Origin of the sequence: Comamonas sp. SCN 65-56, from assembly GCF_001724135.1 — a bacterium.
In the GTDB taxonomy this organism is placed as follows: Bacteria; Pseudomonadota; Gammaproteobacteria; order Burkholderiales; family Burkholderiaceae_C; genus Comamonas_C.
In genome coordinates this window covers 50,637-65,301 of the sequence record NZ_MEDS01000021.1, presented here as the reverse complement: position 1 = coordinate 65,301, position 14,665 = coordinate 50,637, and the positions used below count along the sequence as shown (strand labels likewise).

General features: G+C 66.6%; 12 protein-coding genes and 2 riboswitches. Of the genes, 3 read left to right on the top strand and 9 right to left on the bottom strand.

All coding sequences use genetic code 11. The annotated features are described in order from the left end of the window. Nucleotides 1–147 precede the first annotated feature (147 nt). A complete protein-coding gene (locus ABS45_RS12095; protein WP_291555781.1) occupies nucleotides 148–1,950 on the top strand; it encodes a hypothetical protein in 1,803 nt (600 codons plus the stop codon). A gap of 32 nt (nucleotides 1,951–1,982) precedes the next feature. On the opposite strand, the gene ABS45_RS12090 is transcribed toward ABS45_RS12095, so the two are convergent. The 4 genes from ABS45_RS12090 to ABS45_RS12075 are packed head-to-tail and all read right to left on the bottom strand — an operon-like array spanning nucleotide 1,983 to nucleotide 5,039. Continuing rightward, the gene (locus ABS45_RS12090; RefSeq protein ID WP_291555780.1) at nucleotides 1,983–2,894 is read right to left on the bottom strand and encodes a thiamine phosphate synthase; all 912 of its coding nucleotides are present in this window, start codon (nucleotides 2,892–2,894) and stop codon (nucleotides 1,983–1,985) included. A 2-nt stretch (nucleotides 2,895–2,896) separates the two neighbouring features. Beyond that, nucleotides 2,897–3,703 carry a thiazole synthase gene (locus tag ABS45_RS12085; RefSeq protein WP_291555779.1) on the bottom strand — a complete coding sequence of 269 codons (807 nt, stop codon included), beginning with the start codon at nucleotides 3,701–3,703 and terminating at the stop codon, nucleotides 2,897–2,899. 4 nt (nucleotides 3,704–3,707) lie between these two features. Then, nucleotides 3,708–3,905, bottom strand: a complete 198-nt coding sequence (gene thiS / locus ABS45_RS12080; protein ID WP_291555778.1) for a sulfur carrier protein ThiS — start codon at nucleotides 3,903–3,905, stop codon at nucleotides 3,708–3,710. Between the two features lie 12 nt (nucleotides 3,906–3,917). After that, nucleotides 3,918–5,039 (bottom strand): FAD-dependent oxidoreductase, encoded by a 1,122-nt coding sequence (locus ABS45_RS12075; protein WP_291555777.1) that lies wholly within the window; start codon nucleotides 5,037–5,039, stop codon nucleotides 3,918–3,920. A 15-nt stretch (nucleotides 5,040–5,054) separates the two neighbouring features. Then, nucleotides 5,055–5,176, bottom strand: a riboswitch (TPP riboswitch). A gap of 83 nt (nucleotides 5,177–5,259) precedes the next feature. On the opposite strand from ABS45_RS12075, the gene thiD reads away from it, so the two are divergent. Beyond that, a complete protein-coding gene (thiD, locus tag ABS45_RS12070) occupies nucleotides 5,260–6,138 on the top strand; it encodes a bifunctional hydroxymethylpyrimidine kinase/phosphomethylpyrimidine kinase (RefSeq protein WP_291555776.1) in 879 nt (292 codons plus the stop codon). A gap of 43 nt (nucleotides 6,139–6,181) precedes the next feature. Here thiD and ABS45_RS12065 read toward each other — a convergent pair whose 3' ends face one another. Continuing rightward, nucleotides 6,182–7,468 carry a cytosine permease gene (locus ABS45_RS12065; protein ID WP_291555775.1) on the bottom strand — a complete coding sequence of 429 codons (1,287 nt, stop codon included), beginning with the start codon at nucleotides 7,466–7,468 and terminating at the stop codon, nucleotides 6,182–6,184. Between the two features lie 59 nt (nucleotides 7,469–7,527). Continuing rightward, a riboswitch (TPP riboswitch) is annotated at nucleotides 7,528–7,622 on the bottom strand. 77 nt (nucleotides 7,623–7,699) lie between these two features. Between ABS45_RS12065 and ABS45_RS12060 the strand changes: the two genes are divergently transcribed. Further along, nucleotides 7,700–11,077, top strand: coding sequence for a tetratricopeptide repeat protein (locus ABS45_RS12060; protein WP_291555774.1), 3,378 nt, complete (start codon nucleotides 7,700–7,702; stop codon nucleotides 11,075–11,077). A 6-nt stretch (nucleotides 11,078–11,083) separates the two neighbouring features. On the opposite strand, the gene fdxA is transcribed toward ABS45_RS12060, so the two are convergent. The 4 genes from fdxA to ABS45_RS12040 form a co-directional block, all read right to left on the bottom strand. Continuing rightward, nucleotides 11,084–11,413 (bottom strand): ferredoxin FdxA, encoded by a 330-nt coding sequence (gene fdxA / locus ABS45_RS12055; RefSeq protein WP_291555773.1) that lies wholly within the window; start codon nucleotides 11,411–11,413, stop codon nucleotides 11,084–11,086. 94 nt (nucleotides 11,414–11,507) lie between these two features. Beyond that, entirely contained in the window at nucleotides 11,508–12,773 is a 1,266-nt protein-coding gene (locus ABS45_RS12050; RefSeq protein WP_291555772.1) for a heme biosynthesis HemY N-terminal domain-containing protein, read from the bottom strand. 21 nt (nucleotides 12,774–12,794) lie between these two features. Continuing rightward, nucleotides 12,795–13,859 carry a uroporphyrinogen-III C-methyltransferase gene (locus tag ABS45_RS12045; RefSeq protein ID WP_291555771.1) on the bottom strand — a complete coding sequence of 355 codons (1,065 nt, stop codon included), beginning with the start codon at nucleotides 13,857–13,859 and terminating at the stop codon, nucleotides 12,795–12,797. After that, nucleotides 13,849–14,664 (bottom strand): uroporphyrinogen-III synthase, encoded by an 816-nt coding sequence (locus tag ABS45_RS12040; protein WP_291555770.1) that lies wholly within the window; start codon nucleotides 14,662–14,664, stop codon nucleotides 13,849–13,851. Before ABS45_RS12040 ends, ABS45_RS12045 begins: the two co-directional genes overlap by 11 nt. Between the last annotated feature and the right edge of the window lies 1 nt (nucleotide 14,665).

Here is a 14,665-nt window from a genome sequence, read left to right as displayed (position 1 = left end):
CGAGTGGGGATCACCATCGCCGCGCGGCAAGCCGCTTCGGGCTACGCCCTACGCGTCTTGCCGCGGTGAAAGACTTACACCACTTGCTGGGACATCAACGACGTGTCGCCTGATGCAGGGCGGGAGCTTGATATATCGTGTTTCACGATGAAGCTGGAAGACGGCAACACTCGCGTGCCCGATGGACGAATTCAGGTATCCGAAGGGCAGCGGCGCATCCGGGTACGCTCCGATATTTCCGTCAACGAGCCCATACTGAAGGTTACGTTGGAGGGAGGGTGTAGTGGGCGCGTAGTCCGTACTTACACGTTTCTCGTCGATCTGCCTGGAAGTGGTGCGCCGTTGACGGATGAAACTGCGCTGGCGGCCACGGAAGATGCCCGATCCGCGGGTTTGGCGCAGCTGAAGGCCGTGCCGGATGCTGCGTCACGCGCAGAGCAACGCCCGAGGCCGAAATCAGCGCGTGACCCAGTGGCCCGGCGCAACAAGCCTGCGCCTTCTGCCTCTGCAACTGCCTCGACGAGGCCCGTTTCTGCGAAACAATCGACCGATGCGCGCGCTACGCGCGCTACCCCCGGTCCGGCGGACAGGGAGCCAGGCGCGCCACTGGTGGGGCCCAAGCTTGTCATGGAATCCCTGGATGTCTGGCTGGAGAGTCCGGTGCAATTGCAACTCTCATCTTCTCTGTCATTGGATGAAGGTTCCAAGGCCAATGAATCCCTGCGTCCCCAGAGCGCAGAGATGTGGCGCGTGCTTAATACTCCGGTGCAGGATCTCGCGCAGTACGGTGCCCGAACCAGCGCATTGGAATCCGAGCTCAGTGGCCTGAGAGCGCAATTACAGGCAGAAAAGGCTGCTGCTTCAGAAGCTCGCGCACGTGCCGAGCGTGCGGAGTCCGAGCGGTATTCGTCGGCTCTGGTCTACGCGCTGGCTGGTGCGTTGTTGTTGGCCTTGGCGGCCCTCGCCTGGCAAGCGCGCAAGCGCAGGGATGGACAAGACCATGCCTGGCGACACACGGTTGCGCAAAGTGGTGAGGTGGAGCAGGCAGGCATAGGCCCGCAAACCGTTTGGCCAGAGTCCGAATCCATCGATCAGGGTGTTGTGCAGCAGGGTGCCCAGCCCTCCGCGGCGACCGGTGCCGCTATTTTGGCTGGAGGTGAAGGCATTGCGACGACTGATGGCAGGGCACCGGATGAACGTTCTGCCGAAGTGGACGAGCAGGTTGCTGATCCGGCGCCGGTGGCATCGGTTGCCAAGCTGCGTGCGTTGGGTGTTGAACAACCCGAAGATTTGTTCGATGTCCTGCAACAGGCGGATTTCTTCGTCTCCATCGGGGAGCACGAACAGGCGATTGACGGGTTGCGCCGGCATATTGCCCAGAACTCCGCTTCCTCTCCGCTGGCGTATCTTGAACTTCTGAGGCTCTACCACGCGCTTGGGCGTGCTGCAGCGTTTGAGGAATTGAGCGCAGGGTTTGAGCAGCAATTCAATGCGACCGTTCCGCCGTTCGGTACTTTCCAGCGCGAGGGCAAGTCACTGGAGGACTATCCCGAAGCATTGCGGAAAATTGAAAACCACTGGGGAACGACGTCGATTGTTGGTGTCCTGGATGCCTTGATGTTCAGGACAGTCGGTGCGCACGATCTGGTTGCCTTTGAGCTCTCCGCTTACGAGGATTTGCTGCTATTGCTCGCGATCGCCCAGACGGTGCCGGCGTTCAAGGAGCAGGAACCCATGGATGAGCTGGCATCGGCGGAGACTGTACCGGGTCAGGTGAATCGGGGCATCAAGATGACGCGGTCGCTGGATTCAATGGTTGGAGACTTGACCTTTGCGCCGTCCGGGCCCATGCCTGCCAGATTGGCGCCGGAGAAGGGCCGTGTCGATGGGGAGGGAGCGCAGCCTGACGATGATGCGCCCTCCTTGCATCTCGATCCAGGGCCCAGGTAGCGCATTGCGGATGCAGGGCAGTAGGGTGGTTGCTAGGGCCTTGTCTGTGCAGCACCTTGTTTGATGACGCGCATCAAACGCGCTGCTGCGACCTCGGGTTCAGGTGCTTGCAGGATTGCCCGGACCACAGCGGTGCTGCCTACGCCGGTGGCCATGATTTCCGGCAGCTGAGCCTCGCTGATGCCTCCGATGGCCACCAAGGGGTAGGACTTCATCAGGCGCGCGTAGTCACGCAGCCTAGCCATTCCCTGCGGAGCGGTGGGCATGGCTTTGAGCGTGGTGGGGAAGATCGCGCCTATGGCAACGTAGCTGGGAGCGAGCCGGTCTGCCAACAGCATTTCGGCGTAGCCGTGTGTGCTGATGCCCAGGCGCAGACCGCTTGCGCGCAGCGTGGCGATGGAAACGTCCGATAGCGCGGTCAGATCATCCTGACCCAGATGCACGCCATACGCTCCAGCATCCATGGCCTGATGCCAGTGGTCGTTGATGAAGAGCCGTGCGGGCGTACCTTCGACTGCGCGCACGGCAGCCTCGACTTCGCGTTGTATGGCTACCGGATCGCTGCTTTTGAAGCGCAGTTGCAGCGTCGGCACCTCTGCCTGAGCCATGCGCCGGATCCAGTTCGCATCCGGGAGAACGGCGTAGAGTCCCAAGCGCTGGGGGCAAGGGGGGAAAGACACGCCCACGGCCCTTCCCCGTAGCCCGAAATCTTCTGCCGCATCGGGCCAATGGCTGGCATCAAACACGCCACTTCGAGCCGTCTGGGCCTGCCAGGCATGGGCCAGGCAGAGTGCATCTGTGGCGATGAACCCGAGCGCGCTGCAAGCAGCCAATGCGGCTTGGAAAACCGGGTCTGCATCGTGCGATGACGGCGTGGGCTGGGCAGGAAAACCCGCCAGCCGTGGCGCATGCGCCTGCACGATGGCTTGCACCATGGTGTTCATGGTCAGTCTCCGGTGGTCTGATGCCAGAACGGCGTGCCAAGGACCGGGGTGCTCGGCTGCGCCGATTCCTGCATCTGCATCGCACCTGCCAGTCGCGCTGCACGGCCGGCAGCGACCGCGTTCGCGAATGCGCCGGCCATCGAGACGGGGTCTGTGGCGAGCGCCACCGCGGTGTTCAGAAGCACGCCGTCAAAGCCCCACTCCATCACCTGGCAGGCGTGCGATGGCAGGCCCAGGCCGGCGTCGACCAGCATCGGAACGGGCAAGCGTTCTCGCAGCAACTGCAAGCCAAAGGGGTTGACGGCACCGCGCCCCGTGCCTATCGGCGCAGCCCACGGCATCACCGCCTGGCAGCCGACATCGACCAATCGCTGACAGACCACCAAGTCCTCGGTGCAGTAGGGCAGTACCTTGAAGCCCTCCTTGATGAGCCGCTCTGCGGTTTCGACGAGCTTCAGCGTGTCGGGTTGCAGGGTGTAGTCGTCGCCTATGACTTCGAGCTTGATCCACGGGGTGGCAAAGACTTCGCGCGCCATTTGTGCGGTGGTGATGGCTTCCTCGATGCTGTGGCAGCCGGCCGTATTGGGCAATACCTGGGTGCCCAGTCGTTGCAGCAGCTGCCAGAAGCCGTTGCCGGCCGCGCTGCCCTGACGCCGCAGCGAGGCCGTCACCATCGCCGGTTGTGCCCGGCGCACTGCGGCTTCGAGGACCGCGGGCGAAGGGTAGCGGGACGTACCCAGAAGCAGGCGGCTGTGGAAGGTTTCGCCGTAGAGGAGCAATGGGTCGTTGGGAGCAATGGATTCAGGCATGGATTCAGCCTCCGGTAACAGGGGCAATGATTTCGATTTGGTCGCCGCTCTGCAGAGAATGGGTGGCGTAGCTGGATTGGGGGACGAAGGCAAGATTCACGGCAACCGCAAACGGCGGTTGCGGCGCCCATTGCGCAATCGCGGTTGCAACCGTGGCGCCATCAGGCAACTGGACCGGGGACTGGTTGATGGTGACTTGCATGCTGAGGGAGGGTCAAAGCGCAGTATCGATTGGCAACTGGAACTGCTCTGCCAGCGCGCTGCTGCCGTCACGCAGCACGGCGAGTGTGGCATCCAGCATGGCAGGCGCGATCATGAAACCGTGCCGGTACAGGCCGTTGATCTGCAGTGTGCGTTCGTTCAGGATGCGCAGGCCGGGGTTGTTGTCTGGCAGGGCTGGGCGGCACTGGGTAGCGATTTCGACGATGCGCGCTTCGGCGAAACCGGAGTGAACGGTGTAGGCGGCGCTCAGCAGTTCCAGCGTAGAGCGTACGCTGGCCGGCGAAAGGTCATCGGATTCGATTTCCGTGGCGCCGATCACGAAGAGATGGTCTTGTTTGGGCGCAATGTAGAGCGGGTAGCGTGGATGCACCAGACGAACCGGGCGCTGCAACGAAACCTCGGGCGCGTGCAGCCGGATGACCTCGCCGCGCACGCCGCGCAGCGCCGGCCAGTCCGCGCGCGCTCCCAGGCCTCTGCAGTCAAGTACGCAGTCCGGCTGGCCCGTCGTTGCGGGCGAAAAATCGGCCGGGGACTTCGGGCTGTGCCAATGGGTCTTCACCCCGAGGCGCTGCATGTCGGCCAGCAGCGCAGCCAGCAGTTGCCGGTTGTCGAGCTGGCCTTCGCCTTGCAGGAAATAGGCTTCATGAAAGCGCTCGGCCAGCGCCGGTTCCTGCGTTGCCAGTGCGGCCTCATCCAGCAGCGCCAGTGGTGTGAGGTCTTTCAGGGTTGTCGCTGAATGCTCGAGCGTGGCGCGCAAGCGCGAGGCCTCGGTGGCATCCTGCCAGTGCCAGACCACCAGCGTGCCGTTTTGCTGAAAGAAAACAGGCGACGAGAGCGTCGAGAGAATTTGAGGCCAGCGGCGCAGACCATGGAGGCCCATGGCAACCACGGCCGGTTCGCTGACCGCCGATTCTGCGAGCGGTGCGAGCATGGCCGCTGCAACCCGTGCGGCCGCGCCGTCGGCATCGGGGCCACCTGCATCGTGGATATCCACGATGCAGCCTTTGCTGGCCAGGGCGAAGGCCAGCAGCCGGCCCATGAGGCCGGCGCCGAGGATGGCGACATGTGCATCGGGAATGGAGAGCGGCTTGAAGCGCATTGTGTCCGGGGTCATTGCTGAGGGACAAAACGGTGTGCCGCTGAAACTGCCCACGCCAGCATGATCTGGATCGGGTCGCGGGGCCGCGCGGCCCCAGGGTATTTCTCAGCCACGATGCTCGCTTGAGCACCGAGACACCCCTGTTTCGTCCTGAGCGCTGGATTACATCACAAGCCCGCTCGGCGGTGGTACAACCTGCCGATTGACACCTGCGCCGTCTGTGGCAATCTGCACCATGAATTCCGGATCTTCGTCATCCTCCCTTGCGGCGCGGCGCTATGTCCGCGTGCTCTCCATCGCGGGCTCGGACAGCGGCGGCGGCGCAGGCATACAGGCCGATCTCAAGACCTTCAGCGCCCTTGGCTGTTATGGCATGACGGCGATTACCGCGATCACGGCGCAGAACACGCAGGGCGTGCGCGCGATCCATGGTGTGCCGCCCGAAGTGCTGCGCGCGCAGATCGATGCCGTGGTGGAGGACATCGGTGTGGATGCCGTCAAGATCGGCATGCTGGCAACGCCCGAGGTGGTGCAGGTGGTGGCCGATGCCATCCGGCGCCATGCGCTGACCAATGTGGTGCTGGATCCGGTGATGGTGGCCACGAGCGGCGACCGGCTGATTGCGCAGGAGACCCAGGGTGCGCTGGTGTCCGAGCTGTTTCCGCTGGCTGCCATCGTCACGCCCAACCTCGATGAAGCCGGCTGGCTGCTGGGTCGCAGCATCCGCAATCCGCAGCAACTGCAGGCCGATGCCGATGCCCTGCTGGCGCTGGGCGCACGAGCGGTCTTGCTCAAGGGCGGACATCTGCCTGGCGATTGGGTGGTGGATATGCTGGCCCTGCCGTCGGGCGCGCACCACAGGCTGGAGTCCGCGCGCATTGCCACGTGCAACGGGCATGGCACCGGCTGCACGCTTTCCTCCGCCATTGCGGCGCATCTGGCGCTGGGGCAGCCGCTGGTAGCGGCGGTGCGGGCGGCGCGCGAATACATCCTCGGGGCGATTGCTGCTGGTGCCCAGGTGGCCACTGGGCGCGGGCATGGACCGCTGAACCACGGCTATGCGCCGGTGGCTCAGCGGGTTGTGCGGGTAGATGGATTACTATGTAATCAATAGCTGTTGACGCTTGATGGACAAGCGCTGATTGCTGATTCAATGCTTACTTCACGTCTCCTGCCGTCGCGCTGCGCGTGAGCCACGCCAGCACAAAGCACAGCGCCAGCGTTGGCAAGGCCGAGCCCAGCGCCGGTGCCAGGCGCGGCAGCAGGTGGTAGCAGGCAATGCCGGCGAGCCAGATCAGCGTGGCGCTCCAGTGGATACTGCCGGCCTCCGCCAGCAACTTCCGGGCGGATGCGCCAAACGCCAAGCGCCCCAGGATCACGCCGAACAGCGGCACGAAAACCGAACTCAGCAGCAGCAGGAACGGCTCCAGGCTGTGCATGGGCAAGGCGAGCGCCAGCGCGGTGCAGGCCAGCGCCATCACGACGCCCCAGCGACGAATGCTCCAGCGCGGCAGCAGGCTGTGGGCCGAGACCGAGCCGGAGTAGGCATCGCCATAGGCGTTGTCGATTTCGTCGATGAGGATGAGCGACAACGCAATCAGCCCGCCTTGCGCCAGTAGCAGCGCGGTCACCAGGTTTTCGCTGGGCAGCACCAGCGCCACCAATACGCCCAGGCCATAGCACCAGATGTTGGCCACCACATAGCCCAGCCAGGTGCCCTTGAAAGCGCCGCGCCCGTCGTGCCCGTGGCGCGCGTAGTCGGCCACCAGCGGCAGCCAGGAGATGGGCATGGCGATCACCAGGTCCAGCGCCGGCAGCACGCCCATGCCACCCTCGCCGCCGCGGCTCCACAGCTGCCCCAGGCCCTGCTGCTGTGCCAGCGCCAGGAACTGCCACGACAGCCACAGCAGCGAAAGCACCACCAGCGGCAGCGCGATGCGGGCAATCAGGCGCCGCACCAGCTGCACCATGGAGCCGCTGATGAGCAGCAGCACGATCGCGCCCCAGCCCAGCGTGGCCAGGACGGGCCACCAAGGCGCCACCATCGCGCCGGACTGGCGGCCGATGGCGACCGTGGCGTCGCGCATCACCACCAGCTCGAATGCCCCCCAGCCTAGCAGCTGCACGATATTGAGCACGATGGGCAGGCCGGCAAAGCGCCGACCGTAGACCGCGTGCATCAGCCCGGCGCTGGCCAGGCCGCTGTCGCAGCTGATCTTGGCCACCCAGGCCAGCAAGGCTGCGCCGATGATCGAGCCGCCGACGATGGCGATGAGCGCCTCCCGGGTACTCAGCGCGGGCATCAGGTAGGCGCCGACCTGCATCACCAGCAGGCCGACGCCCAGGCTGAACCACAGCGATGCGTGGTCGCGCAGACCGAAGGCGCGTTGCTGCGCGCCCAGTGGCGTCAGCGCCTCATTGGCGGGAGAAGTGACGGTGTTCATTCATACGCTCCTTGCAAGTGGAGCGCAAGGAGGTTCGCTCGATGGGGCACCTGCATGGGTGCATGGCGAGCGGGCTTCCCTGCGCGAGGATGATCTCAATCAGGTTCAAAGGGACTCTCTCAGCCGACGTTTGTCGGCACCCCTAGCGAAGCGCGATTGTAGGCGTGCGTCAGCGTTGACGCAGCCGTGTTCAGCCGCTAAGGTCGCCGCGTACAAGAAAAGGGGTAGCGGATGCGTCACAAGCTGGGTATCCTGGTCGCGGTGGCGATGTGCTGTGCGGGCAGCGCACTGGCGCAAGGTGCCCCCTGCGAGATCGCAGCCGATGCCACGGGCGTGGCGGCGGAGATCGTGGCTCTCACGGGACAAGGCGAGACCCGCGCGCGCCAGGCAGAGGCCTGGAGTGCCGCACGGCTTGCCCAGTCATTGAACCCGGGTGCCGACCTGCGCACACTTGCCTTGTCTTCGGCAGCGCTGCTCTTGGCGGACCACACGCAGATCCGCATGGCGGCCAATGCCCTGGTGCGCTTGTGCGATGCCCGGCCGGGCCAGACGCGGCTGGAGTTGGCAGCCGGGCGGCTCTGGGCGCGCACCAAAGGGCAACCCGCAGGGCTGCAGCTGCAGACCCCGGCGGCACTGGCGGCGGTGCGCGGCACCGATTGGGACGTTGAAGTGGATGCCCAGGGGCGCACCACGCTGACGGTGCTCTCCGGTCTGATCGAGGTGTCCAACGTACATGGTCGGGTCGACGTCGGTCCGGCGGAGCAGGCCACCGTCGTGCCTGGCCAGGCACCGGTCAAACGCGTGCTGGTGAATCCGCGTGAACGCGTGCAGTGGGTGATGGCGCCGGGCCTGGTGGCCAGCCGCTGGCCGCAGTTGATGTCGCCGGATGCCGCTGGCTGGGTCGCCCAGGCCGGTGCGGCTCTGCGCGAGGGGCGGCTGCAGGAGCTGCAGCAGCTTGCCGCGGCGCAGGTGCGCAAGGCACCGGCAGATGCGCTGGCGCAGCGTCTTCTGGCCGAGACCGAAGTGCAGAGCGGTGAGCTTGAGGCAGCGCAGCAGCGCCTGATGGCCCTGTGGCAGACGCAGCAGGACGCCGAAGCAGCCGCGCGGCGCGCGCAGTTGCTGCAGGCGCAAGATCGCACGGATGACGCTGAGCGTTTCATTGCCCAGGCGCGTGCACAGGTCCCCGAGGCCTTCGCGTTGCTGATGGCAGACGCCGACGCGCGGCGCCTGGCGGGTGATGGCGCCCAGGCGCTGGCGCTGTACCGGCAGGCACTGGCCCATGCTCAGGGCGTTCATCAGCACGCGGACGCCCTGGCCGGGCTGGGCCGTGTGCTATTGGAGCGAGGCGACATGGCGCAGGCCCGCAGCGCGCTGGAGCAGGCGGTCGAGGATGCTCCGCAGGATGCTGAAATCCGCGCCCGTGCCGCCACGGCGGATACCCAGGCACTGCACCTTGCACAGGCGCAGCAAGGCTTTGCTGCAGCGCTGGCGCAGTCGGGCGATGATTTCGTCGCGCTGGCGGGGGACGGCTTGCTGCTGCTGCAGCGCGGGCAGCCGCAGCAGGCGCGTGAACAGCTGCTCAAGGCCCTGGTGATAGAGCCGCGCTACGCGCAGGCACAGGTCTGGCTGGCGGTGGCGGAGTACCGGTTGGGCAACCCGGGGGCCGCGTTTGACGCACTGGCACGGGCGCGCCAGGCGGATCCCAACGACCCCATGCCCTGGCAGATCGAATCCATTTTGCGCAACGACGCCGGTCAGGCCGAAGAGGCGATTGCCGCCGCGCGCCAGGCACTGCTGCGCCTGCCCTACCTCAAATCGCTCGATCCGCTCGTGAGCGACAGCCGCGGCTCGGCCAACCTGGGCAAGGCACTGGCGGATTTCGGGCTGGAGCACTGGGCCAGGGCCTACGCCCAGCAGTCCTACTACCCGCTGTGGGCCGGCAGCCATTTCTTCATGGCCAACCGCTACGAGAGCAGCTACGCGCGCGATTCCGAATTGCACCAGGGCTATCTGGCGGATCCGCTGGCCTTTGGAGCCAGCGAGCGCTGGGTACCCGTGCTGCCGCAGGAGGGTAGCGAGTGGATTGCCGGGGCGAGCGCCGAACACCAGCCGCGGCGCGACACCGGCGCGCTCGATGTCGGCCATCGCGGCTTGACGACAACGCCCGTGCCGCTGGCCTGGCGCGTGGGGGTGGAGGCGCTGGATTTTCACCCGCGTGGCGACTTTGGCACCACGCGCATGAATTCGGGTGCGGGCCGCATCGGGCTGGGCATCAAGCCCACCGATCGGCTCAGCCTTTTGTTAATGCACGACGAGGAGCGCACGCGCGACTGGATTCCCGGCGGTGCGGTGCTGGACAACGGCGAGGTGATGGGCGTGAACCGCCAGCCGTTCAGCCGTACGGATGTCGGCGGCTCCTGGCGCTGGTCGGCCGATGCGCAGACCTGGCTGCAATGGAGCCGGGCGCGCCTTGGCAACCGCTTTTTTGCCGACGATGGACCGGTGCGCTCCTACAACTACCGCCAGGCCGATGGCCACCAGGCGTGGATGCTGCGCCACACGGTGCAGCAGGGCGCCATGCGCTGGTCGGGCGGCTGGGAATGGGCCAGCGTGGACCTGGGTGCGTCCCGCAGCTACAGCCTGGTGACCGCCAGCGAGCGCACCCGGCTGCGCTACGACATGCCCTGGCTCGCCTGGGAGATCCATGAAGGGCCGTGGAGTGGTTCGGTCATGGCATCGTGGCCACGGCTGGACATGGATTACCGCTATCGCCAGTTTCTTGGCAGCACCGGCGAAGACTTGACCGATCCCTACGACGATGCGGGCAGCCACCGACGCCGCCTGCGCCCGCGCGTGGGTGTTTCTTACCGCTTCGCGCCTGGGCGCGCAGTGCATGCGGCCTATATTGAAAGCATGTACTCGCCGGCATCGCACACGTTGGCGCCGGTAGCCGTGGGCGCCATCCCCATCGATTACCAATACCAGATGCCGGGCAGCCTGGTGCGCAAACTGGCTGTGCAGCTGGACTGGGAGATCGATGCGCGCAGCTTTGCCTGGCTGAGCATTTCGCGCCAGCGCATTGCCAATCCGCTGTTTGGCGATGGCAGCCTGCTGTACCCGATGGGTGTGCTGATTGGCGACAAGGTGGGTTCGCTCGGGCCGCTCATCCAGGGGGCGGAAACCGCCACCGATGCCTACAACGGCGACCCGCAGTTCGACCGCGGCACGCTCAGGCAGGTGGCAGCGGCCTACAACCGGGTGCTCACGCCCTGGTGGAGCATGCTCGCCGGCTACACCTGGAGCCAGTCACGCAATACCGGTGAATTTTTCCGCGGCAATGCCTTGCCGGGCTTTCCGCGCCATACCGGGGTGCTGGTCAATGTCTGGAAGCATGGCGGGCGCGATTACACGCTGATGTCGCTGGTCTACCGCAGTACGCGTTTCACGCGCGCGTCCAACCTGACAGTGCAGCCGGCCGGCTGGACGCTCGGCTTGGCTCACTCCATGGATTTCAGCGATCGGCACTGGTCGCTGATCGGCTCGGTGCAAGGGCCGCTCGATGGCCGTGAACCACCGACGTTCTGGCTGCGCCTGCGCTGGCGCGGCTGAACGCCTTCAGCGCTTGAGGTGTTCCAGCTTGTTGGGCACGCCGTTCCATTGATCGGCGTCGGGCAACGCGCCCTTGCGCTTGGTCAGGGTCTTCCAGCCGGGTGCATGCCAGAGCTCGGCATTGAGCGCAATGAAGTGCTGCTCGTCGGCGGGCACGTCTTCTTCGGCAAAGATGGCGTTGGCCGGGCATTCGGGCACGCAGACGGCGCAATCGATGCATTCGTCCGGGTTGATGACCAGCATGTTCGGGCCTTCGACAAAGCAGTCAACGGGACAGACGTCCACGCAATCGGTGTATTTGCACTTGATGCAGTTGTCGGAAACGACGTGGGTCATGGCAGCTCAGGCAGGAAATAGCGGTTCAATGCGTCAATTTTAGGGCGTGGCGCGCAAGCCACAAGCGCCCAATGGGTAAGCCCGTCAGGGGTATTCAGGTCAGCGCCGCGCGCTTCCAGGCAGCGCTGGCGGCCGTGGCATCACCGCGCTGCTCTGCCAGCTCGCCCAGGTGGCGCCAGGCGCGTGCCAGCAGCTGCGGGTCGTCGCCCAGGGCTTGGGTGGCGCTTTGCAGCAGTTGCTCGGCCTTGCCCCACAGGGACAGGCGCATGCAGGCGACGGCCGCGATGTAGGCCAGGTGGGGTTCCTGCGGGCGGGCGCGCTGGGCGGCTTCGATGCGGGCCAGCCATTCGGTGTCTATGCCCTCCATGCAGCTTTCCAGCGCCAGGGCCAGATGGCGCAGCTGGGCCGGTTCCAGTTCTTCGTGCTGTTCCCAGGCCGGGAGCAGCCACTGGCGGGCCTGTGCGCTGCTGCCGCCCATGCGCATCAGGTGCTGCGCCGCGTGGGCGGCCACGTCCGGCATCGCGCGTTCGGCTGGCTCCAGTGCCTGCCAGGCGGCCTTTGCCTGGGCTTCATCGCGCGTTTCATCGAGCAGCGCGATGGCGAGGGTGCGCACCAGCGTGCTCGCCACGGCTGGCGAGAAGGCACGGTGCTTGGCCAGCAGGCGCGCGGTCTCCAGCGATTCGCGCGAGCGCCCGGCCAGGCGAGCCGCCTTCAGGCGGGTGCGCAGCGCCAGCGTTCTGCGCGCTGCGCCTTGCGGCAGTGCGGCCAGGCGCTCGAGTGCGCCGGTGGCATCGCGCTCTTCCAGTGCCCAGCTGGCCGCGCGCAACTGCACGCCTTCGCGCAGTTCCGCGGCGCCGCTACCGCCGTCCTTGTCCAGGGTTTCCAGCGCCAGCGCCAGATGCTCCGTTCGGCCGCTGCGGTCCTGCAGCGCGTGCGAACTTTCGGCCGCGACCACATGCGCGAGGGTGCGCAGCTGGCTGCCATGCGGCAGGCCTTTGCCATTGCCGGACAAGGCCTGCTCCTGTTCGATCGCTGTCAGCGCGGCCTTGCGCGCGCGCAGAAAGCGGCCGCCGAGCAGCTGCGCGGTGGCGTCCAGCATGGCGCCGTGCATGGCACGTTCCTTTTGCTGCAGGCGCCATCGCTGCGCCTGGCGCGGCAGCTCGCGCAGCGCGGACAGGCCGTGCAGCGCCGCGTACAGCAGCACCGCGCCGGCAAACAGCAGCACCAGCACCAGGTTGAGCGCAAGATCGATGCGCCACGGCGGCCAGAACACGGTGATCGTGCCCTGGTTGTTGCCCGCGAACAGGGCGATTGCCACGGCAGCGCCAAAGAGGGCCAGGAACCAGAGGGCGGCGCGCATGCGGGTGTGCTTCTTTGCGGCTCAGCGCCCGGCCGCAGCAGTCGCGAGCGCGGAAAAAGTCGCCGTCAGTGGCGGAATTTCCGTCTGGCGCAGGCTGCCTTGCAGTTGTTGCAGCGCCGCCAGCGCGGCCTGCGTGCGGCGCGATTCCGTATTGAAATAGCGCAAAAAAGAGCGTTGTGCCGCCGCCAGCTCGCTGCGCGCCGTCTCCATGCGCCGCGCGAGCACGCTCAGGCGCGCGTTGGCCAGCTGCAGTTTGAGGTTCTGGCGCAGGAAGTACGCCTGATCCGGCGCCAGCAGCACGGCGTCGGGCCGGTCGATGCGGCTCACACGCAGCAGTCCGAGTGCCTGGTCGCGCACGCCCTCCCAGACCCGGTGCAGCGCGGCTTGCCAGGCGGGCTCGTTGGCGGTGTCGCTGACCGGCTGGCCGGCGTTGTGGCGCGGCGCGCGCATGTCCGGCGCCTGCGCCACCGCATTGGCCAGCGGCAGTTCGTCGACCTGGGCGGCCAGATCATCGAGGCGGCCAAGCAGGCCGGCGGTATCCGTCACGCTGGAGCGCTGAAGCTTTTCCTGATCTTGCTCCAGCGCGCCGAGCACCGGGGCCAGGCGCGGTTGGGCGGCGCGTTCCATGCGCTGGTGGGCGTTTTGCAAGGCCATGGTCAGCGGCTGCAGGCTGCCGGTGAGCTGGGCCTGCTGTTGGGCCAGGCGGATGCTGGCCTCGACATCGGCAATCAGGTTTTCGTCGCGCGAGCGCGACAGGCTTTGGGTGAGCTCCTCCAGCTGGCTGCGCTGCAGCGCGACTTCGGCGACGCGGCTTTCCATCACGCTCATGCGCGCGCTGGTGTCGCGCGCTACGTCCTGCGCCTCGCGCGCCAGCGTGCGCGCCTCGGTGGCCTGGCTGCCGGCATCGGCGCTTTGGCGCGCGAGCTGCTCCTGGATGTTGGACAGGCGCTGCCACAGCATGGCCGAGGAGACCAGCGCTGCGAGTGCGACGATGGCCAGCACCCAAGTCAGCAGATGGCTGGCGCCGGTGGCCGCCGCGGGCGCAACTGCCGCCTGGGCCGGTGGTGGAACAGCTTCAGTGCTCATGGAGGGATTCTATCGACGCCAGCACCGAGGCCAGCGTGGGCAGGCAGGTGTCCACCCGGCCAAAGCCGGCCGCCTGCGCGGCCTTGGCGATGCGCGGGTGGGTAGCCAACGCCCGGGCCTGCCGCCAATCCTGATCCGGCAGCCATTGGCGCAGGTGGCGCACGGCCTGGCTGCTGGCAAACAGCCACAGCGAGCCATCGGTGGCCGCGCTGCGGGCGAGCGTTTCCTGCTCGGCACTCCAGCGTGGCGCACGGCGCTCGTAGGCGGCAACGAACTGCACCGCCGCGCCGGCCGCGACGATGCGCTCGGCCAGCCAGTGGCGCCCGTGGCCCTCGGGTGCGGCCGGGGCGTCGCTGCCGCGCACGATCAGCACGCGGTCGCCCGGACGGATCTGCGCCGCCACCTGATCCCACAGTGCTTCGGAATCCAGTTGCGCGGCGTTCGGTGCAGGCCCATCCACGCGATCGGGCGCCAGCCCACAGGCGAGCAGCGCACGCACCGTGTTCGGGCCGGGTGCCCATGCTCTTATTGTGATAGCTGTCTGCGCTTTTCCAGCAAGCGCAAAAGTCGAATTTTCATCAAAAAAATGAATGACAGCATTGCCACTGACATACATCACCGCGCGGTACTCGTCCCAGTGCTCCCGCGCCTGCTGCAGTGCGTCCTGCAGGGGGGCGCTGGTGACGGGGGCGATTTCGATCAAGGGCAGGGCGGTGGCCGCCAGGCCGGTCTGCTGCAGTGCGCCGACCCAAGGCCCGGCGGCCTCGGCGGCGCGGGTGACGATGACGCGGCGCGGTGCGGCCATG